Source organism: Nocardia sp. AB354 (assembly GCF_049538315.1).
GTDB classification, from domain to species: Bacteria; Actinomycetota; Actinomycetes; order Mycobacteriales; family Mycobacteriaceae; genus Nocardia; species Nocardia nova.
The window spans coordinates 181,479-201,150 of the sequence record NZ_JBMVFU010000003.1; the positions used below are offsets into that span (position 1 = coordinate 181,479).

13 protein-coding genes and 1 tRNA gene are annotated in these 19,672 nt (G+C 67.7%); 10 read left to right on the forward strand and 4 right to left on the reverse strand.

What is annotated here, in order from left to right:
* The first annotated feature begins 48 nt into the window (after window positions 1–48).
* The gene (locus ACPCUW_RS05690; RefSeq protein ID WP_423423889.1) at window positions 49–669 is read left to right on the forward strand and encodes a putative glycolipid-binding domain-containing protein; all 621 of its coding nucleotides are present in this window, start codon (window positions 49–51) and stop codon (window positions 667–669) included.
* A gap of 14 nt (window positions 670–683) precedes the next feature.
* On the opposite strand, the gene ACPCUW_RS05695 is transcribed toward ACPCUW_RS05690, so the two are convergent.
* Window positions 684–1,634 (reverse strand): prephenate dehydrogenase, encoded by a 951-nt coding sequence (locus ACPCUW_RS05695; protein ID WP_063010855.1) that lies wholly within the window; start codon window positions 1,632–1,634, stop codon window positions 684–686.
* Between the two features lie 58 nt (window positions 1,635–1,692).
* Here ACPCUW_RS05695 and ACPCUW_RS05700 point away from each other — a divergent pair, with 58 nt between their 5' ends.
* The 3 genes from ACPCUW_RS05700 (at window position 1,693) to ACPCUW_RS05710 (ending at window position 2,833) form a co-directional block, all read left to right on the forward strand.
* On the forward strand, window positions 1,693–2,229 hold the full coding sequence (locus ACPCUW_RS05700; protein WP_030516861.1) for a tRNA adenosine deaminase-associated protein: 537 nt from the start codon (window positions 1,693–1,695) through the stop codon (window positions 2,227–2,229).
* Window positions 2,226–2,696, forward strand: a complete 471-nt coding sequence (locus tag ACPCUW_RS05705; RefSeq protein ID WP_423423890.1) for a nucleoside deaminase — start codon at window positions 2,226–2,228, stop codon at window positions 2,694–2,696. Before ACPCUW_RS05700 ends, ACPCUW_RS05705 begins: the two co-directional genes overlap by 4 nt.
* 46 nt (window positions 2,697–2,742) lie before the next feature.
* Window positions 2,743–2,833, forward strand: a tRNA-Ser gene (locus tag ACPCUW_RS05710).
* Between the two features lie 55 nt (window positions 2,834–2,888).
* On the opposite strand, the gene ACPCUW_RS05715 is transcribed toward ACPCUW_RS05710, so the two are convergent.
* The gene (locus ACPCUW_RS05715) at window positions 2,889–3,296 is read right to left on the reverse strand and encodes a hypothetical protein (protein ID WP_423423891.1); all 408 of its coding nucleotides are present in this window, start codon (window positions 3,294–3,296) and stop codon (window positions 2,889–2,891) included.
* A gap of 504 nt (window positions 3,297–3,800) precedes the next feature.
* Between ACPCUW_RS05715 and ACPCUW_RS05720 the strand changes: the two genes are divergently transcribed.
* The 4 genes from ACPCUW_RS05720 (at window position 3,801) to ACPCUW_RS05735 (ending at window position 13,331) form a co-directional block, all read left to right on the forward strand.
* Window positions 3,801–4,397, forward strand: coding sequence for a GNAT family N-acetyltransferase (locus ACPCUW_RS05720; protein ID WP_423423892.1), 597 nt, complete (start codon window positions 3,801–3,803; stop codon window positions 4,395–4,397).
* A gap of 120 nt (window positions 4,398–4,517) precedes the next feature.
* Window positions 4,518–10,844: a type I polyketide synthase gene (locus tag ACPCUW_RS05725; RefSeq protein ID WP_423423893.1), complete on the forward strand. Its 6,327-nt coding sequence runs from the start codon at window positions 4,518–4,520 to the stop codon at window positions 10,842–10,844.
* 40 nt (window positions 10,845–10,884) lie between these two features.
* Window positions 10,885–12,282 (forward strand): aminotransferase class I/II-fold pyridoxal phosphate-dependent enzyme, encoded by a 1,398-nt coding sequence (locus tag ACPCUW_RS05730; RefSeq protein ID WP_423423894.1) that lies wholly within the window; start codon window positions 10,885–10,887, stop codon window positions 12,280–12,282.
* A 113-nt stretch (window positions 12,283–12,395) separates the two neighbouring features.
* Window positions 12,396–13,331, forward strand: a complete 936-nt coding sequence (locus ACPCUW_RS05735; RefSeq protein WP_423423895.1) for an LLM class F420-dependent oxidoreductase — start codon at window positions 12,396–12,398, stop codon at window positions 13,329–13,331.
* Between the two features lie 22 nt (window positions 13,332–13,353).
* Here ACPCUW_RS05735 and ACPCUW_RS05740 read toward each other — a convergent pair whose 3' ends face one another.
* Both ACPCUW_RS05740 and ACPCUW_RS05745 read right to left on the reverse strand, forming a co-directional pair.
* Window positions 13,354–15,663 (reverse strand): MMPL family transporter, encoded by a 2,310-nt coding sequence (locus ACPCUW_RS05740; protein ID WP_423423896.1) that lies wholly within the window; start codon window positions 15,661–15,663, stop codon window positions 13,354–13,356.
* Window positions 15,664–15,920: 257 nt separating this feature from the next.
* A complete protein-coding gene (locus ACPCUW_RS05745) occupies window positions 15,921–18,293 on the reverse strand; it encodes an MMPL family transporter (RefSeq protein WP_423423897.1) in 2,373 nt (790 codons plus the stop codon).
* A 206-nt stretch (window positions 18,294–18,499) separates the two neighbouring features.
* Here ACPCUW_RS05745 and ACPCUW_RS05750 point away from each other — a divergent pair, with 206 nt between their 5' ends.
* Window positions 18,500–19,096 (forward strand): TetR/AcrR family transcriptional regulator, encoded by a 597-nt coding sequence (locus ACPCUW_RS05750; protein WP_195049094.1) that lies wholly within the window; start codon window positions 18,500–18,502, stop codon window positions 19,094–19,096.
* Window positions 19,096–19,581 (forward strand): RrF2 family transcriptional regulator, encoded by a 486-nt coding sequence (locus ACPCUW_RS05755; RefSeq protein ID WP_423423898.1) that lies wholly within the window; start codon window positions 19,096–19,098, stop codon window positions 19,579–19,581. The genes ACPCUW_RS05750 and ACPCUW_RS05755 overlap by 1 nt, the downstream gene beginning before the upstream one ends.
* The last annotated feature ends 91 nt before the right edge of the window (window positions 19,582–19,672 follow it).

Sequence of the window (19,672 nt, forward strand, 5' to 3'; positions counted from 1 at the left end):
GCGTGCCGCGACCACACCGCAAGCCCGGTTGTCACATACGGTAGAGGGGTGAGTAAGCCAGCCCAGGGCAATTCCGAGACCGCCCACGCGAGCGAGGCCGCAGCGCCCCGCTGGCCGGCGGTGCTCACCTGGCGCGCGCACGACGGATCACGGATGGAATCGGTGCGCGTGGTCCTCACCGGCAACCGGATCCGCGCGTCCGGGCGCATCATCGCCGGCGGCTGCGGTGAACATCCCGCGTTCAGCGCGTCCTACGACCTCGTCACCGACGAGGTGGGACGCACCAAGCGGCTGTCGCTGCGCAGTACGGTCGCCTCGGGCGAACGCCATGCCTCGATCGCCCGGGACGAGGAGAACTACTGGCTCGTCGATGCCGGCGGCACCCACGTGCGGTCCATGTTCGGCGGCGCGCTGGATGTGGACGTGGTGCTGAGCCCGTTCTTCAACACCCTGCCGATTCGCCGTTTCGGGCTGGCGCATGCCACCGAGGACGTGCAGGTTCCGGTGGTCTACGTGCGGGTTCCGGATCTGCTCGTGCAGGAGGCGATCCTCACCTACAGCAGCGGCGCCGACGGGATCCACGTGCTCTCGCCGGTGTCGAGCGCGACCGTCACCGTCGACGACGACGGATTCGTCCTCGACTATCCGGGCCTGGCCGAGCGGGTCTGACGCGGTGCGGTCGCTCAGTCCAGCGAGCGGATCACCCCGCCCTGCCGTCCCGCATCGCGCAACCGTTCCAGCCAATCGTGGTCGCCCGGGCGGATATCGGTGATGTCCCAGCGGCGCAGGGTGTCGTATCGGTCGCGTTCGCTGTAGCCCGCGTCGATCAGTTCGCCGAGGGTGCCCTCGTCACGCAGGCTGTCGCGCGCGGCCGCGAGCAGGCGCAGCGCGTCGTCGATCGCCTCGGTGAGCGCGGCCGCGTTCGGTTCGCAGATCGCGCGCACCAGATCGGGTGCGGTCGCCGCGACCCGGGTGCCGTCGCGAAACGATCCGGCGGCCAGGCCCAGTGCCAGATCGCCGCCCGCGGCCCCCGCGACCGCCAGCGCCTCGGCCAGCACGTGCGGCAGATGCGAGATCCGTGCCACCGCACGGTCGTGTTCGTCCGCCAGGACCGGCACCACGATCGCACCGCAGTCCAGCGCCAGCCGCGCGACCCGGTTCCACGGCTCGGCGCGGGTGCCCGGATCCACGCCGACCGCCCAGGCCGCGTCGCGAAACAGGTCGGGAGACGATGCGGCCCAGCCGGATTCGGCCGTCCCCGCCATCGGATGCCCGCCGACGTAGTACGCGCCCAGTTCCTGCCGGTGCACCTCGACGCGCACCGGTTCCTTCACGCTCACCACATCGGTGAGCGTGCAGTCGGGCGCGAATGTCTTCACATCCGCGAGAACGGTATCGATGGCCGGCATCGGCACCGCCAGCACGATCAGCGCATCGTCGGCGGCGGCCCGGGACAGCACCGCCGCGATGTCGGATTCGACGTCGAATCCGTCGGCCCGGGCGGCCTGCGCACCCGGGGCCGACCGGTTGTAACCCCAGGCCCGGTAGCCGGCCGCGGTCGCCGCGCGCAGCAGCGAACCGCCGATCAAACCCGTACCCAGTACGCACACCGAGGAATTCCGATCGCCCGTCATCGGATCAGATTCGCATACGACTTCAACATTTCCGCCGAAGCCGACTACCGTTGCGGCCATGGCACAGCGCTCGAGCACGAACAGGGCCGCGTCGGACGATTACGACGATGTGGAAGGGTTCGCCGTGGCGGTCGTCCGCGAAGACAGCACGTGGCGCTGCAGCCCGCTCAGTGCCGCGGCACTGTCGAGTCTGTCCGCGGCCGAGAACGAACTGCGCGCGCTGCGCAGTACCGGTGCGGTGTTCGGACTGCTGGACGTCGACGACGAATTCTTCATCGTCCTGCGGCCGGGGCCGACCGGTAGCCGGTTGCTGATCTCGGACGCCACCGCCGCGATCGATTACGACATCGCCGTCGAGGTGCTCGACGCGCTGAATGTCGAAGTCCCCGATATCGATCCGGACGAACTGGACGAGATCGATCCGTGGGAGGAAGGCGATCTGGGTGTGCTGGCGGACCTCGGCCTGCCCGAGCCCGTGCTCAGCGTCATCCTCGCCGAAACCGATCTCTATCCGGACGAGCAGCTGGGCATGGTCGCACAGCGGCTGGGCTTCGCCGACGAGTTCTCCGCGGTCCTGGACAAGCTGCACCGTTGAGCCCGGCGTCACCGCGCGCAGACGAGGACCTCGTCCGGGCCGCCCTCGTCGCGGCGGCGGAGACCGATCCGCGGGACGTCCCGGTCGGCGCGGTCGTCTTCGACGCGGACGGTCGGGAGCTGGCTCGTGCCGGCAATGCGCGAGAGGCGCTCGGCGACCCGACCGCGCATGCCGAGATCCTGGCGCTGCGCCGCGCGGCACAGGTCCACGGTGACGGTTGGCGGCTGGAGGGCACAACGCTGGCCGTGACGTTGGAACCCTGCACGATGTGTGCCGGGGCCCTGGTCTTGGCCCGGGTTCGCCGTGTGGTCTTCGGCGCGTGGGAACCCAAGACCGGTGCGGTCGGCTCGCTGTGGGATGTGGTGCGTGACCGTCGCCTCAACCATCGTCCCGAAGTTCGCGGGGGTGTACTCGAGGCCGAATGCGCGGCCGTGCTGGACGCCTTCTTCCGCACTCAGCGCCCCTGACCACCCGATTTCGGTTTCGCTCCGCCTGTCCGGTAAAGTCACCTGCGGTGGCGTGTCCGAGCGGCCTAAGGAGCACGCCTCGAAAGCGTGTGTGGGGTAACCCCCCACCGAGGGTTCAAATCCCTCCGCCACCGCCACAGCCCCCACCCGGGTCTCCGGGTGGGGGCTTTTTCGGTCCTCACCGAGTCGTCGTCACCCGGCCGAACCGGTACGAACCTTCGGCGCGTCCGGATCGTGGTGGACGGCCTTGAAGAAGCTGATCCGGGTCGGCTCCGTCCGCAGCACCGTGGTGTCCGTGCCGCCGATGGTGTCGGGCCGCTCGATCACCAGCGGCGGGCACTCCACACCTTTCACCGGTACCGTCTCGTGCGCTCGCACGACCATGTTGAACGGGGTTTCGGTCTCCGCGGTCCCGCCGACGACCCGGCAGTGCTGCCACGCCTCGATCAGGTAGGTGTCGTCCGTGTCGTTGGTGCAGGTCGTCTCCGAGCACGACACACCGGCGGGAAACGGCTGAGCGGATGCCGATGCAGCGATGGCGGCGACCGTGGCGCACACCGCGCCCGAAACGATGCCGACGGCCAGAATCCGTGTATTCAAGTTTCCGGTTCCTTTCGACCTCCACGCGGCGATCGCGGTCGAGGCCCAGATTCGTAGCGGTGACGGCGAACTCGCCGTCATCCCGATTGTCCAGATTGTCGCGGGGCCGGACGTCCCGATTTACCGCCATTGGTAGACCGCGAGGCGAGTGCGGTCGCGCAGGCGGTCGCCGCGGTGGTTTGCCTGTATATCGCTGTGCGACCGAGCTTCCCGCGGGGATCGGTGACCGCGCGCGGTGTGAGCTGCCGACCCCGCCGTGTATTTCCCTGCGGAAGGACGTGTTTCACATCGGGCGCCCGGCGATAGCCCGGTGTCGAGGACTGTGGATATTCATAGCGTCGTGTCGTACCCGCGTGTTCTACTGCACATTACCGACTAGTAGGAAGTGTGGCGGGCTGAGGTAATCTAGCGTCCAGTTGCTTGCCGGACGTCCCGCCGACGTAGTCGGGCAGTGTGCAGATCATGTGAGGGACAACAGCTTTGAACAAACCGGAGAGTCCGGTCGTGCGGACCGCGACGCGCGACGACATCACCGGAATGGTGCGGGTACTGGCCGCGGCCTTCGCCCACGACGATCCGATCGAGGAATACGTCTTTCCGGACGAAGCTGTCCGGCACCGTCGGTCGCCGCGCATGTTGCGGACGATGATCACGCATCGCTTCCTGCCGGCCGGCGGCGCCGAGGTCGCGGAGCTGGACGGCCGGATCGTCGGCGTCCTGCTCTGGTACCCGGACGGTTACCGGCCCGGCGGGCTGCGCGAACTCCTCGCCGGCCCGCTGTTTCTCGCGGGAATGGCCACCGCCGTGGGACGGGGAACCGAGGTCGATCGCACCATGGATCGGGCGGCCCCGGCCGAACCCCACTTCTTCCACGTCTACCTCGGCACCGATCCGGAACTGCAGCGCCGCGGCATCGGCCGGGCGTTGTACGCGTCGTTCACCGACAAGGCCGACCGGCAGGGCGTACTCCTGTGCGGAATCTGCAAGGACGAGAACGTCGGGTACTACGAGGCCCTGGGTAACGAACGCACCGGGTCCGTCCGGCTGGGCCGGACGGGGCCGGAATTGAACATCATCATTCGCCGACCGCGTCCGCTCTGATCGGCGGGGCGAAGGCCGCCGCGGAGGGGTCGCCGGTTTCCGGCGAACGCGGAACCAGGCCGATCGCCCGAACTGCTCCGGGGGAGCGAGAAGTATTTCCGAGTCGGCCGAGGAGTCGCTGTGTCTGACATTGCCATCGTCGGAATCGGATGCCGGTATGCCGGCGGCATCGATTCGCCGGAGTCCTTCTGGGACTTCGTGATCAACAAACGGGACGGGGTCACCGAGATCCCGGCCGACCGCTGGGACTGGCGGCGCTACTACGACGCCGACCGCCGCACCCCCGGCCGCATGTACACCAAGCGCGCCGCCTTCATGACCGGCGATCCGTGGGAGTTCGATCCCGACTTCTTCGGCATCTCCCCGCGCGAGGCCGCCGCCATGGACCCGCAGCAGCGACTGGTCCTGGAAGTGGTGTGGGAGGCGCTCGACGACGCGGGCGTCGCGGGACGCAGCGCGGGCTCGGGGCTCGGCGTCTACATCGGCGCCTTCACCCTCGATCAGCTGGCGGTATCGGTCGGCGGACCGGCGCTGCCGCATGTCGACATGCACACCGCCGCCGGCGCGTCGTACACGATGCTCTCCAACCGGATCGCCTACGCGCTCAACCTCACCGGTCCGGCGGTCACCGTCGACACCGCCTGTTCCTCGTCGCTGGTCGCGCTGCATCTGGCCTGCCAGGCCATCGAGAGCGGGGACTGCGAATACGCCCTCGCCGGCGGTGTGACCGTGATGGCGCAGCCGGAGCCGTTCGTCTCCATGTGCAAGGGCGGATTCCTCGCCGCCGACGGCCGCAGCAAACCGTTCGACGCCGCCGCCGACGGTTACGGCCGCGGTGAGGGCGCCGGCATCGTGGTGCTGAAGAAGCTGGCCGATGCCGAACGCGACGGCGACCGCGTCTACGCGGTCGTCAAGGCCACCGGATCGAATCAGGACGGCCGCACCACGGCCATCACCGTCCCGAACGCGGATTCCCAGGAAGCACTGGCCAAGACCGTGATCGAGCGTTCCGGAATTCCTGCGCACGAGATCACCTACGTCGAGGCGCACGGCACCGGAACGCCGGTGGGCGACCCGCTGGAACTGCGAGCCATCGGCCGGGCCTACGGCGCTGCCACCGGGCGGCCCGGTCCGGTCGGTGTCGGCTCGGTGAAGGCGACGCTGGGGCACACCGAGGCGGCCTCGGGTATCGCGAGCGTCATCAAATCGGCGCTGGCCATCACGCATCGCACCATCGCGCCGCAGGGCTGGCTGGACACCCCGAATCCCGATATCCCGTTCGAGGAACTGGGAATCCGCCTGCAGACCGAGGCCGAACCGGTGGGCGGCGAGGTCGAGCGGATGACGGTGGCCGTCAACGGTTTCGGATACGGCGGTACCAATGCGCACGCGATTCTGCAGGAGTACCGGGGTGGCTCCGAAAATGACCGGGCGCCACAGCATTTCGGCGTCCTGCCGCTCTCCGCGCGGAGCGAGGCCGCAATTCGGCAATTGGCTCGCGGCGTCGCCGAACTGATCGCCGAGGGCGCCGATCCCGGCCGGCTGGCCGAAGCCGCGTGGCGGCGCCGCCACCACCACAACCATCGCGCCGCGATCACCTTCGGCGACGACACCGAACTGGTCCGCGGCCTGGTGGATCTGGCGAGCGGGGAGGGCCGGGTCGGTCGCACCGTCGCCAAGCGCACCGCCGAGCCGGTGTACGTCTTCACCGGTATGGGTCCGCAGTGGTGGGGCATGGCACGTGAGCTGCTCGGCACCGAAGGCCCGTTCGCCGATGAGGCGCGCCGCATCGATGCCGTGTTCACCGACATCGCAGGCTGGTCCGTCGTCGAGGAGTTGCTGCGGCCCGAGGAGGAGTCGCGGGTCACCTCGACCGCCATCGCGCAACCGGCGAACTTCCTGGTGCAGGTCGCGCTGTACGCGGCGTTGCGGGAGTACGGAATCGAACCCGCCGTCGTCGTCGGCCACAGCGTCGGCGAGGTATCGGCCGCCTACGTGACCGGAATGCTGTCGCTCCACGACGCGTTGCTGGTCAGCTATCACCGCGCCCGGTTGCAGGCCACGACGGCCGGGACGGGTGGCATGCTGGCGATCGGATTGCCGGCCGAGGCCGCTCGCGAGGTCGTCGCCGCCGACGGTTCGGTCGATATCGCGGCGATCAACTCCCCCTCGGCCGTCACGCTGGCCGGTGCGGTCGACCGTCTCGACGAGATCGCCGAAAAGCTCACCGCCGACGGCATTTTCGCGCGCCGGCTGCAGGTCGAGGTGCCGTACCACAGTCATCTGATGGACCCGATCCTGGATGAACTGCGCGCGGTGCTGGCCGGGCTCACCGTCGCCGAACCGCGTATCCCGCTGTACTCCACGGTCACCGGCGAACAGGTCACCGCGGCCGACTGGAATGCCGAGTACTGGTGTGCCAACGTCCGGCAACCGGTGCGGTTCGCCGATGCCGTCACCGCGCTGGTCCGGGCCGGCAACCGGGTGTTCGTCGAGGTCGGTCCGCATCCGGTCCTCGGCGCCAACATTCGCGAAATCCTCATCGGCGCAGGCGAAACCGGTACGACGGTAGCCACCCTGCACCGCAAACAGCAGGACGCGGACAGCCTGCGCCAGACCCTGTCCGGTCTGTACGCGGCCGGCGTTCTCGACATCGACGCGCTGTTCGCGGGTGTGCCGGACCCGACGCCGCATATCGATCTGCCGCGCTATCCGTGGCAGCGCACCCGGTTGCGCAACGAACTGCCCGAATTCCGGCTGCTACGGCACGGCACGCCCGACGCGCATCCGATGCTCGGTGATCAGAATCCCGACGACTCCAACGCCTGGCGGGTGGAGCTGTCGCTCGCCGCGCTGCCCTGGCTGGCCGATCATGTCGTGGGCGGCACCCGGATCCTGCCGGGCGCGGGATATCTGGATGCCGCGCTGAGCGCCGCCGCGGTGCGCACCGAATCGGATCAGGTCGCCGTGGAGGGTGTGCGGTTCGTCGCGCCCCTGGTCGTCGAGGAGGGCGAGGCGCCGATCGTCGAACTCCATGTGGAGGATTCGACCGGGCGCTTCACCATCCGCTCCCGGGGTGCGGCCGGAACCATCTGGACCGTCCACGCGATGGGCCGCCTGGTCGAAGGCAGTTACGCGCCGATCACCGCGGACGTGCCCGATACCGAGCAGATGCTCGCGGTCGAGCCCGCCGAGTTCTATGCCGGATTGGCCGCGCGCGGATTGGAATACGGGCCGGCCTTCCAGCGCACCACCTCGATCCGCATCTCGCCGGACACCGTGGTCGCGCGACTCGACGGCACCATCGGCCAGGGCGAGAGGTATCTCGCACATCCCGCGATCGTCGATGCGGCGCTGCAGAGTGTGGCCGCCCTGCTCGCCGGCCGCGGTGGTGCCCAGGAGGGCGCGATGGTGCCGGTCGGCGTGCGCACCGTCCGCCGCCTCGCGCCCCTGCCGGAGGAGGTCACGGCCGTGGCCCGGTTCACCGAGGGCGACCGGCCGCTGGCCGATATCGATCTGCTCGATGCCGAGCGCACCGTGGTCATGCAGATCAGGGGGATGGAATTCGGTTCCCTGACCCCCGGCCGCGGCCCGCTGCAGCGCATGACCGACATGTTCTACGAGGAACGATGGGAGCTGCGCGATCCGGTCGACACGTCCGCGCTTCCCGGTAACGACGGCCTGTACACCCTGGTCATCGGCTACGGCGAGAACATCGACTCGCGGATCGAGCGGGTGCGCGATGCCGTCGCGGGCGGTGCCGGATCGGAAGTCCTCCGCCTCGATTCCAGCGACGCCGAGCTGGAACCGGAACTGGCACAACGGCTTCGCGACATCTTCGGCACCGAGGGTGTGCAACGGCTGCACGTATGCGTGGTCCCCGGACATTCCCCCGACGGTGATGTGGCGGCGCTGTGGACGCTGCGCCGGATCGCGGTGGCGCTGGACGGTTACCTCGAGGAGCGGGTCACCGAGCACGAGATCGAAATTCCGCTGACCGGCGACGGATCGATATACGTGACCGTCATCAGCGCCCACGCGTACGCCCACCCCGCGGATGTGACGGCACCGGACCCCAGCCAGGCGGCCATCGCCGGCGCTCGTCGCGTGCTGCTCAACGAGCAGTCCCGGCTGCGGTGGCGACTGGTGGATATCGATGCCGACACAACGGTCGCGGACCTGTCCGCCGAACTGGCGATCCCCGGCGGCTTCCAGTACGACCTGGTCGACGAGGCCGTGCTGCGCAACGGCCTGCGCTGGACCACGGTCGTGACCCGGACGCTGCCGGAGCGGCTCGACGCCCTCGACACCGCCGAACCGCTCACCGACCCCGAGGCGAATTTCGAACTGGAACTGCCTCGTTCGCGCACCTTCGCGCGGTTGGGCTGGCGGCGCTGCGATCGGCGCGAACCCGGCCCGGGTGAGGTCGAGGTCCGGATGCGTGCGGTGGGCCTCAACTACAAGGACGCGCTGAAGGTGATCGGCGTCCTCGGCGAACGTGAACTGTCGGAGACCTTCTTCGGCTTGGTGCCGGGGATGGAAGGCGGCGGCGAGGTGGTCCGGGTCGGCCCCGGCGTCACCGACTACGCGGTCGGCGACTCGGTGAGCCTGACCTCCAAGGGCATGGTCGCGCGCTATCACACCACCTCGACCGACTCGCTCACCCACGTCCATCCCGACACCGATGCCGGCCGGTGCAGCAGCGTCACCGCATTCACCACCGCCGAGTATTCGTTGCTCGAACTGGCGCGGATCCGTGCCGGTGAGACCGTGCTGGTGCACGGTGCGGCGGGCGGTGTCGGCAGCGCGGCGGTGCAGATCGCGAAGTTGCACGGCGCCACCGTGATCGGCACCGCGAGCAGCGAACAGCGACGCGCCTATGTCCTGGCCGAGGGCGCCGATCACGTGGTCGGCTCGCGGTCGCTGAACTTCGTCGACGAGGTGCTCGCCCTCACCGGTGGACGCGGTGTGGACGTGATCATCAGCTCGGCGCCCGGTGAGATCCTGCGCCAGAACTTCGCGGTGATCGCCGAATTCGGCCGCATCGTGGAGATCGGCAAGGCCGATATCTACACCGGCGGCATGCTGGATCTGTCGGCGTTCGACAAGAACGTCTCCTACTTCTCCTTCGATCTGGACCGGATGCTGCGGTTGCGGCACACCGAGGTGATGGAACTGGGCCGCAAGGTCAACGCCGGCTTCGACGACGGCACCTATCGGCCGCTGCCGTTCCAGAAGTACGGCACGGCGGAGGTGGCCCAGGCCTTCGAGGAGGTGGCCCGCTCGACCCGAATCGGCCGGGTCGCGCTGGATCTGACCGAGGAAGCACCGCTGGTCCGCCCGCAGCTGCCCGACATCGAGATCGACCCGGCGGCGCAATACCTGATCACCGGTGGTTTCGGCGCCTTCGGCTTGGCCACCGGACGGTGGCTGGTGGGCCACGGCGCCCGCCGGCTGACGCTGCTCGGCCGCGGCGGTGCCACCACCGAGGCCGCCGTCGCGCAGCTCGCGGCCTGGGAGGCGCAGGGCATCGAGGTCACCGTCGAGCGGGTCGACATCACCGATGCCGCTGCCGTCGCGGCGGTCGTCGCTCGCGCCCACCGGCCCGAGCATCCGCTGCGCGGGGTGTTCCACACGGCCGGCGCCATCGACGACAAGCGCATCACCGTCATGGATGCCGAGAGTCTGGCCAAGGTGTTCCGCGCGAAGGCCGACGGTGCGCGCGCACTCGTCGCCGGCATCCAGGCGGCCGGGGCTCGGCTGGATCAGTTCGCGCTGTGGTCCTCCGGCAGTGCGATGTTCGGCGGTGTCGGCCAATATGCCTATACCGCAGCCAATATCGCGCTCCAGGCCATCGGGGATACGGTGGTCCGCGCGGGCGGTACCGCCCTGGTCGTCGGCTGGGGGCATATGTCCGGCGGCGGTATGGCCGACGACGAACATATCGCGCGGTATCTGCGCAACACCGGCTTCGATTCGATCACCATGGACGAGGGGACCGAATATCTGGAGCAGGCGCTGCGATTGGGCGTCACGCAGGTCTCGATCATTCCGGTCGACTGGGCCAAGGTGAACGCCACCGCGCCGTTCTTCGCCCAGACCGGACGCACCGAGGAACTGATCGCCGCTGCGGCACAGGACGATTCGGCCGCCGCGCGGCTGCGCGTCCAGCTCGCCGAACTCGACGAGGGTAAGCGCAACGAGGTGGTCGCCTTCATGCTGGCCGAGCAACTTGCGCAGGTCATGGGTGTTTCGGCGGATTCGATCGACCTGACGGTTCCGGTGCCCGAACTCGGATTGGACTCGCTGATGGCGGTCGAATTCGGCGCCCTGGTGACGAAGTCGCTGGGCGTGGAACTGATGTCGATGAAGATGGGCCGCTCGTTCAGCCTCGAACAGGCGGGTGCGCGGGTGGCCGAGGCGATCGTGCAGGGGGCGGCGGGATGAGAGGGCCGCAGCTGCCTGCTGCGCCGGGAAAGGATGCGGGATGAGTGAGTCGGCGCGGGATCTGGCGCGGAAGTTGTTGTCCGGCACGGCATCCGGGCCCTCCCCGGCGGTTGCTCCCACCGCTGCGAGGTCCGGAAGCTCGCGCGGTGCGTTCACCGGCGGCAACAGTAAACCGGCCCGCGCGCCCCGGGGTCCCGGACGCCAATTCGCCGACCACCCCGAGGTCGCGGCGATGGTGCAGAAACGCGCGGCGATCGCGGCGGTGCACGAGCACAGCGGCACGCCGAATCCGATGTTCCTCGTGCGGGAGAGCCCGAACGACACCGTCATCCGGTGGCAGGGCCGGGATCTGGTGAATTTCAGCGCCTACAACTATCTCGGCCTGGGCAACCATCCGAAGGTGGTGCAGGCCGCCAAGGACGCGCTGGACACCTACGGCGCGTCCGCCTCGGCCAGCCGCATCGTCGCCGGGGAGATCCCGATCTACGCCGAACTCGAACAGCGCCTGGCGGCGATGTACGACGTCGGTGACGCGATGGTCACCACCAGTGGTTATCTCACCAATGCCGGCGTGATCGGCTTCCTGCTGGGCGCCGACGACGTCGCGATCTGCGATTCGCTCATCCACGGCAGCGTGGTGTCCGGGGTGCAATGGTCGGGAGCGCGGCGGCTCAACTTCCGCCACAACGATCCGGAGTCGCTGCGTTCGGTGCTGCGCATGTCGCGCGGGAACTTCGATCGGGCGCTGGTCGTGGTCGAAGGGCATTACAGCATGGACGGCACGGTCGGCCGGGTGAGCGAAATAGCCGCCATCGCACGGGAATTCGACTGCGCGGTCATGGTCGACGAGGCGCATTCGCTCGGCGTCTTCGGCGAACGCGGCCAGGGCATCCGCGAGCACTACGGCATGGCCGGCGACGATGTCGACATCTGGATGGGCACCCTGTCGAAGGCGTTGGGCAGCTGCGGCGGCTTCATCGCCGCCGACGCGGACCTGATCGCCGCCATGAAGGCCGCCGCACCGGGTGTGGCCATGCTGACCGGCGGCCCGGCGCCCTCGACCATCGGCGCCGCGCTGGCCGCACTCGACGTCCTGGAGGCGGAACCGCAGCGACTGCGCCGGCTGTGGTCCAACGCCGAGCACTTCCGCACCCTGCTCGGCGAGCGCGGCATCGACCTCGGCATCTCCGAAGGCACCCCGATCTGCCCGGTCATCGTCCCCGGTGAACTGCGCGCCGGCTACGTCGCCACCACACTGCTGCGCAACGGCGTCTACGCGGGCGCGATTTCGTCTCCGGCGGTACCGGCGGGTCAGGAACGACTGCGCTTCTTCCTGACCTCCGAACACGAACCCGCGCAACTGGAGGCCGCCGCCGATCTGCTGTCCGAGGCCGTCACCGCCGCCGCGCAGTTGCCGGACCTGGGCGTCACCGGCTGACATGCGCGGCCGACCGCCGCGCGAGAGGGCCGTGCCACGACGTGTCCGGTCCCCTCGCCGGGCGGTTCGGCAGCTCCGCGGGCCCGCGCGGCCGGCCCGGTACGTTGGTGCTCGTGGAACTACGAATCTTCACCGAGCCCCAGCAAGGGGCTACCTACGAGGATCTGCTCCGGGTTGCGAAGGTGACCGAGGAGGCGGGGTTCGACGCATTCTTCCGGTCGGATCACTATCTGAAGATGGGCGGGGTCTCCGGCCTGCCGGGGCCCACCGACGCGTGGATCACCCTGGCCGGGCTCGCGCGCGAGACCTCCCGGATCCGGCTGGGCACACTGGTCACCGCCGCGACGTTCCGGCATCCGTCGGTGCTGGCGATCTCGGTCGCGCAGGTCGACCAGATGTCGGGTGGCCGGGTCGAACTCGGACTCGGTTCGGGGTGGTTCGCCGACGAGCATCGCGCCTACGGCATCGATCTGCCGGAGCTCGGCGAGCGCTTCGATCGCTACGCCGAGCAACTGGCCGTCATCACCGGCCTGTGGCAGACCCCGGTGGGCGAGACCTTCGATTTCACCGGCAAACACTATGTGCTGCAGGGCAGTCCGGCACTGCCCAAGCCGGTGCAGCAGCCCGGCCCGCCCGTGATCATCGGTGGCGCGGGCAAGAAGCGCACACCGGCCCTGGCCGCGCGGTACGCGCACGAGTTCAATCTGCCGTTCACGGATGCGGAAACGGCCGCGGCGCAATTCGATCGGGTTGCCGCGGCCGCGCGCGACATCGGCCGCGATCCCGGTGAGATCGTCCGCTCGGCCGCCCAGGTGCTGTGCGTGGGCCGCGACGAGGCCGAGATCGCCCGCCGCGCCGAGGCGATCGGCCGCGAGGTGCACGAACTGCGCACCAACGGCCTGGCCGGCACCCCGGCCGAGGTGGTCGACAAGATCGGCCGCTACCGCGAGACCACCGGCATTACCCGCCTCTACCTGCAGGTGCTCGACCTTTCCGACCTCGACCACGTGGAATTGGTCGCCGGCGAGGTCGCCGCCCAGCTGGGCTGAACCCTCCGGTGGCAGCGCCGGCTCAGCCGACCTTCACCGGACTCCTGGGCTCGTCCGGATTGTCGACGTGGAGCGCGCGCAACCGCGCACCCTCCACGTCGATATCCGGCACGATCCGGCTGAGCCACCCCGGAATCCACCAGGCCGCCTTACCCATCAGCACCAGCAGCGACGGGATCAGAACCATCCGCACCAGGAAAGCGTCGAACAGGACGCCCGCGGCGAGCGCGAAACCCATCGACTTGGCGGTCGCATCCGATTCCAGCAGGAACGAACCGAAGACCGAGATCATGATGACGGCGGCCGAGGTCACCACCCGTGCGCCGTGGTGGTAGCCGGAGATCATCGCCTCGGTGGGTGGTTTCCCGTGCACGTATTCCTCGCGCATGCGGGTGACGAGAAAGACCTGGTAGTCCATGGCGAGGCCGAAGACCAAGCCGATCAACATGATCGGCAGGAAGCTCACGATCGGCCGCGGTTCGGAGATGAGACCCAGCGCGCCCTTCTGGAAGATCAGCACGGTGGCGCCGAAGGTCGCCGCCATGGAGAGCAGGAATCCCAGCGCGGCGGTGAAAGGTACCAGCACCGAACGGAATACCGCGATCAGCAACAGGAATGCCGCACCCGCCACGATGGCCAGATAGGGCAGGATCTTACTGAGCAGCGCATGGTCGACATCGGCGTAAATGGCTGTGGTGCCGGTGATTCCGTAGTCGATGCCGTATCTGTCGTGCAGTGCGGCTTCGGCATTGCGCGCGTTGCGCACCAGATCCTTGGTGGCCTGATCGTTGGGCCCGGTGGTGGGTACCGCGGTCATCAACGCGCCGCCGCCGTCCCTGCTCAGCTGCGGTCGGGTCACATAATCCATACCCGGATACGCGGCCAGTTCGTCGTGTAGCGCGGTGAGCGCCGCCTGCCGCTGATCGGCGGGCACCTGCGACAGATCGGCGACGACTTGCAGCTTGCCGTTACTGCCGGCACCGAATCCCTCGGTGCGCATGTCGTAGGCCTTGCGAATGGTGGTGGTCCTGGGCTGGCTGTCCTCACCGGGCAGGCCCAGATTCAAGCTCAGCGCGGGCGCGGCCAGCAGACCCAGCACGATGATGCTCGCGACCAGCGTCAGCCACGGCATCCGCCCGATCACCCGCGCCACCCGCATACCGTTGGTGACCACCGAATCGTCCTCGGGATCGTGTTGCGCGATCACCGGGAGCTTCGGCTCGAACAGGTACTTGCCGAAGGCGCCGAGCAGGGCCGGCATCAGGGTGATCGCGGTGAGCACCGCGAACGCCGCCGCGATCGCCCCGCCCAGTCCCATGAAGGTCAGGAAGCTGATGTTGACGATGGCCAGGGCGACCAGCGCGATGATCACCGTCGCGCCCGCGAACACGACCGCCGAACCGGCCGTCCCCAGGGCCGTGCCCGCGGCGATCTCCGGCGAATTCTGCACCGCGCGTTCGTGTTTGTAGCGCGAGACGATGAACAGCGCGTAGTCGATCGAGAGCGCGATGCCGATCATCGAGGCCAGGAAGGTGGTGAAACTCGGTACCGACATGAACGATGTGCCGAGGAAGATCACCGACGTCGCCAGTCCGAGTCCGACGATCGCGGTGATGATCGGCACGAAGGCGGCCACGATCGCGCCGAAGGCCACCACCATCACCACCAGCGCCACGGCCATGCCGATCATCTCGGCCCGACCACTGGGCTGTTGTTGTTCCATCGCCAGCGACCCGCTCATCTCCACCTGAAGTCCGGCGGCCCGCGCCTCGTCGCCGACCGCGTAGGCGGCCGCGCGATCGGCGGCGGTGATATCGGTGAATTTCTGGATCGTGAACGGAACGGTCAGCACCGCAACGGTATCGGGGTTCTCCTTGTTCAACACGTCGACCGGCGCGGCACTGCAGCGCGAGACGAATTCCGGCGAACTGCGATCGGTCGCGAAGCAGCCCATCTGTTCGGTGGCGGTGATCGGATCCACCAGCGGGGTCCTGTGATCGACGATGTTCAGATCGTTCAGCTTCGAAACCACACCACCGACGGCCGCGCGCTGGGATGCGTCGGTGAGTTTCTGCCCCGGTGCCGCACCGAAGACATAGGTGCCGGTGACCGCCTCGAAACTGAACGCCTGCGACATCCCCGGGAAGTGTTTGTCCATGATCTCGGTGGCGCGTTCCGACGGCAGATTCGGGATCGTGAAGTCGTCGTTCATCGGCTTCTTCAGCTGCGTACCCAGGCTGCCGATGATTACGAACAGAATCAGCCAGACCGGGAGCACGATCCATTTGTGCCGAAAGGCGAATCTTCCCCACCGATACAGATACACGGACACGAGGCGCTCCTAGTGGTCGCTGGCCTCGATTGCCGATGACTGCGAACCGGGGCCGGTCGCTGATCGAGCTGTGCGGTTGCCGGCACATTCGCCGGTACCGTCGGTCCGCCGAGTGGCCGAGCTGGAGAGCATTAGGTTCGAGTCTGCTGTGTCGTTGCTGCAAGATCAAGATCTTTGCGGTCCGAGATCCCCCGGACCGGATACGGCACGAGCCCCCATCCGCTGTTCGGATGAGGGCTCGTGCCGTGGTTCGCGGATCAGCCGACCGGGACCGGCTCCTTCTCCGCCGCGGTGTCGCGGTCACGCTGCTGCAACTCGCGCAGCTTGGTGCCCTCGACATCGATATCGGGCAGGATCCGGTCCAGCCACTTCGGCATCCACCAGGCCCACTTGCCCAGCAGGACCAGCAGCGACGGAATCAGCACCATCCGCACCAGGAAGGCGTCGAACAGCACGCCGGCCGCCAGTGCGAAGCCCATCGACTTCGCGGTCACATCGGACTCCAACATGAATCCGCCGAAGACGGAGATCATGATGATAGCCGCGGAGGTGACCACGCGAGCGCCGTGGTGATAACCGGACACCATGGCCTCCTTCGGGGATTTGCCGTGCACGTATTCCTCTCGCATCCGGGTCACCAGGAACACCTGGTAGTCCATGGCGAGGCCGAATACCAAGCCGATCAACATGATCGGCAGGAAGCTCACGATCGGATGCTGATCGCCGATCAGGCCGAGTTTGTCCTGCTGGAAGATCAGCACCGTGGCGCCGAAGGTGGCCGCCATCGACAACAGGAATCCCAATGCGGCGGTCAGCGGCACCAGAACCGAGCGGAACACCAGCACCAGCAGGATGAACGCCGCGATCGCCACGATCGTCATGTACGGGACGATCTTGCCGAGCAGGGCGTTGGACACATCGGCGTAGATCGCGGTCGAGCCGGTGATGCCGTACTCCATGCCGTATTTCGCTTGCAGGTCCGACTCTGCGTCCCGGGCATGTTTCACCAGGTCCTGGGTTTCGGAGTTGTTCGGGCCGTGATCGGGTACCGCGGTCAACTGGGCGCCGGTGCTGTTCACATAGTCCGGAGTCTTCTGCGGCGTGAGCTTGTTCGTCGACGGCATGGTCACGAAGTCCATGCCCTGGTAGCCGGCCAGCTTGTCGTGCAGGGCCATGACGGCCTCCTGACGCTGCTCCGGCTTGACCTTGGTCAGATCCGCGACCACCAGCAGGGTGCCGTTGCTGCCCTCGCCGAACCCTTCGGTACGCAGGTCGTAGGCCTTACGAACCGTGGTGGTCTTGGGCTGGCTGTCCTCACCGGGGAGGCCGAGGCTCAGATTCACCGCGGGTGCGGCGAGCAGGCCGAGCACGATCACGCTCGCGCCGAGGGTTACCCACGGCGCCTTGGCGATCAGCCGGGCGAAACGCTTGCCGTTGGTGACGGCGTTGTCATCCTCGGTATCGGTGCGCGCGACCAGCGGCAGCTTCGGCTTGAACAGGAAGCGGCCGAAAGCGCCCATCATCGCGGGCAGCAGGGTCAGCGCGACCAGGATCGCGAACAGCGCGGCCAGCGCGCCACCCAGACCCATCCAGGTGAGGAAGCTGACGCCGACGATGCTCAGACCACACAGCGCGATGATGACCGTCATACCGGCGAAGACCACCGCGGAACCGGCAGTGCCGATCGCGACGCCCGCAGCCTCTTCCGGCGAATCCTGCACGGCGAGTTCATGTTTGTAGCGCGAGACGATGAACAGCGCGTAGTCGATCGACAGCGCGATACCGATCATTGCCGCCAGCACGGTGGTGAAGTTCGGGATGTTGGCGATCGAGGTGCCGGCCATGATCAGCGAGGACGCCATGCCGACACCCACGATGCCGGTCAGAATCGGCACGAACGCCGCGATCAGCGCACCGAAGGCGATCATCATCACGATGAAGGCGACGGCGTAACCGATCATTTCCGACTGTCCGCCCGGCGGCGCCTGCTCGGTGGCGATGGTGCCGCTGATCTCCACGTCCAGTCCGGCCGCGCGCGCTTCGTCGGCGACCTTGTAGGCCTGGTCCCGATCGGCCTTGGTGATATCGGAGAACGACTTGATCTTGAACGGCACGCTGAAGTAGGCGACGGTATCGGCATTGTTGTTCTTGCCGAGCACGTTCAGCGGCGCCAGACCACATTTCGCGACGAAGTTCGGGTCGGTGCGATCACCGGAGGTGCAGCCGATCGCCGTCGTCGCGGCGACCGGATCGGTCAGGACGCCGGGGTTCTGCGGGTCCTGCTTGATCTTGGACTTGTCGACGATGTCGAGGTTGTTGATCTTCTCGACAAGCGCGGTGAGCGCCTTGTGATTGTCCGGATCGGTGAGCTTGCCGTGTGTGGCCGCGGCGACATAAGTGCCGGTCACCGCGTCGAATTTGAAGGCCGCCGATTGTCCGGGAAATTCCCTGTCCAGGATGTCGGTGGCCTTCTGCGAGGGCAGATTGGGCATGTTGAAGTCGTCCTGGCTCTGCTTCTTCAGCCCGACGCCGACGGCGCCCACGATCACGAAGATCAGCAACCAGACCGGTAGCACGATCCATTTTCGGCGGAAGGCGAACTTCCCCCACCGATAGAGGTACACGGACACGCGGTATCTCCTAGCGATAGCTGATTTGCGGTGCTGAGTTCAGGCCCCGTAGACAGCACTACTGCGGACGCCGCACTGCGATCCGCCTCCATCGACGCTTTCTGCCTACCGTGCGGTAGGTAGACTACCCAATCGCTAAGCGGAGGAACAACCTCGATTTTCGGGGCGTGCCCTCCGCTTCGATCGGTTGATGAGAGGATCATCGCATGAGCGCCCGAAGTACCTCAGGAACCGTTGTCGCAGGTCAGAGCACCAAGGACGCGATTCGTGAGGCGGCGATCCGGCTTTTTTCGAACAAGGGTTTCGAGCAGACGAGCCTGCGCGAGGTCGCGGATGCGGTGGGAATCACAAAGGCGTCGCTCTACTATCACTACGCGTCGAAGCTCGATCTGCTGCTCGCGATCATCGAACCGATCTTCGACGACATGAAGCTCGTGGTCGACGAACTCGACGGTGTGCCCTACAGCCCGGCGGGCGCTCGGGAGGTGCTGAATCGCCAGCTCCGGACCCTGTTACGACATCGCACCGCGGGCGCGATGTGCGTGCGCGACACCGTGGCCATCCTCAACGCGATCGGAGATCGGCATCCGGACATGTTCGATATGCACCGGCGACTGTGTGTCTGGCTGGCCGGACCCGACCCCTCGCACGAGGCGCAATTGCGTGCCAGCGCCGCCCTGGAGGTGCTGGGCACGGCGCTGTGGTCGAACGAGCTCGTGCCCGATGCCGGTGACGAGGTGATCGAGCGGGTTTTGATCGAGGCCGCTCTCGGGGTGCTGAACGGACCGGGTGGACAGCGCTAGTGCACATCTCGGCGAGGATCGACTACGCGGTCCGCATCCTGTTGGAAATCGCTCGCGCGCAACCGAATTCGGTGAAGGCGGAGACGATCGCCACGGCCCAGGACATTTCCCCGAAGATTCTGGAATCCATTGCGGCGCAACTGCGCCGGGCCGATCTGGTGGTCAGCCGGCGCGGCCCCGACGGCGGGTACCGGCTGGCTCGCGCGGCCGGTGAGATCAGCATCGCCGACGTGATCCGCGCGGTCGAGGGGCCGCTCGCCTCGGTGCGCGGGCAGCGCCCCGAGGACGTGGTGTATTCGGGGGTGGCCGAACCGCTGCAGCGGGTGTGGATCGCGCTGCGGGTCAATATCCGCGCGGTGCTGGAACAGGTCTCGATCGCGGATATCGCCACCGACGAACTGCCGGATTTCATCGCGAACCTGGTGTCCGATCCCGGTGCCTGGACGCGGCGGCCCGCGCCCGTCCCGCACGGCGTCGACGCCTAGGCCGGAGGTGAGGACTGTGCCGGTCGAGCCGGTTTCGCGGGTGTGCGGGCCGGCTTTCGCCGAGCGAAAAATCTTGGCGCCACCGCCCCGG

What these genes read in the sequence shown, in the direction of transcription:
- ACPCUW_RS05695 (WP_063010855.1), bottom strand. Translation starts at nt 1,634, where the DNA reads ATGACGGGCGATCGGAATTCCTCGGTGTGCGTACTGGGTACGGGTTTG.
- ACPCUW_RS05700 (WP_030516861.1), top strand. Translation starts at nt 1,693, where the DNA reads ATGGCACAGCGCTCGAGCACGAACAGGGCCGCGTCGGACGATTACGAC.
- ACPCUW_RS05730 (WP_423423894.1), top strand. Translation starts at nt 10,885, where the DNA reads ATGAGTGAGTCGGCGCGGGATCTGGCGCGGAAGTTGTTGTCCGGCACG.
- ACPCUW_RS05750 (WP_195049094.1), top strand. Translation starts at nt 18,500, where the DNA reads ATGAGCGCCCGAAGTACCTCAGGAACCGTTGTCGCAGGTCAGAGCACC.